The sequence below is a fragment of the Pseudomonas sp. NPDC096950 genome (genome assembly GCF_044762525.1).
In the GTDB taxonomy this organism is placed as follows: domain Bacteria; phylum Pseudomonadota; class Gammaproteobacteria; order Pseudomonadales; family Pseudomonadaceae; genus Aquipseudomonas.
The window spans coordinates 309-1,364 of sequence record NZ_JBIWEL010000064.1 but is presented as its reverse complement, the minus strand read 5'-3'; the positions used below and the strand labels follow the sequence as shown (position 1 = coordinate 1,364).

The 1,056-nt window shown below is 57.8% G+C and carries 1 protein-coding gene; it reads right to left on the bottom strand.

Going from position 1 to position 1,056, the window contains the following annotated elements; genetic code table 11:
• On the bottom strand, positions 1-987 hold a 987-nt coding region (gene nusA / locus ACIQY3_RS34375; protein WP_403029131.1), incomplete at its 3' end, for a transcription termination factor NusA.
• Positions 988-1,056: the final 69 nt, after the last annotated feature.

Below are 1,056 nucleotides of genomic sequence, written 5' to 3'. Positions count from 1 at the left end.
CAGACTCACGTTCTGACCACCGCGACCGATGGCCTGAGCCAGATTGTCTGCGCCAACGGCGATGTCCATTGCATGGGCATCTTCGTCAACGATAATTGCCGCCACTTCAGCCGGCGACATTGCATTGATCACGAACTGAGCCGGGTTATCGTCCCACAGGACGATGTCCACACGCTCGCCGCCCAATTCGCCCGACACTGCCTGGACGCGCGAACCGCGCATACCGATGCAAGCGCCTTGCGGATCAATGCGTTTGTCCTTGGAGCGGACCGCGATCTTGGCGCGTGAACCCGGGTCGCGGGACGCAGCCATTACTTCGATCAGGCCTTCAGCGATTTCCGGCACTTCGATGCGGAACAACTCGATCAGCATTTCCGGCGCGGTACGCGACAGGATCAGCTGCGGGCCGCGGTTCTCGGTGCGGATTTCCTTGAGCAGTGCACGCAGACGCACACCAACCCGGAAGGTTTCGCGGGAGATGATGTCTTCACGAGCCAGCAACGCTTCAGCGTTGTTGCCCAGGTCAACGATCACGTTGTCGCGGGTTACTTTCTTCACGGTGCCGGAGATGATTTCACCCAGGCGCTCGCGGTAAGCGTCAACAACTTGCGCGCGCTCGGCTTCGCGAACTTTCTGCACAATGACTTGCTTAGCAGTCTGTGCAGCGATGCGGCCGAACTCGATGGATTCGATTTTTTCTTCGACTACGTCACCGACCTGAGCGCCAGGATGCGTTTCGGCAACCTTGCTCGGCCAGGTTTCGATGGCCGGATCGTCCAGGTCTGCTTCTTCGACGACCGTCCAGCGACGGAATGTCTCATAAGCACCGGTGTGGCGATTGATTTCCACACGCAGATCGACTTCGTCCTCGAAACGTTTTTTGGTAGCCGTGGCCAGAGCCAGCTCCAGCGCTTCAAAAATTACGTTTGCCGGTACGCCCTTTTCATTGGATACCGACTCAACAACCAGCAGTACTTCTTTGCTCATCGTACGCCTCGCCTTTCGCAAGCCATTGGATCCGCGGGATCCGCGTCTCAGTCAAAACTGGGAATAATG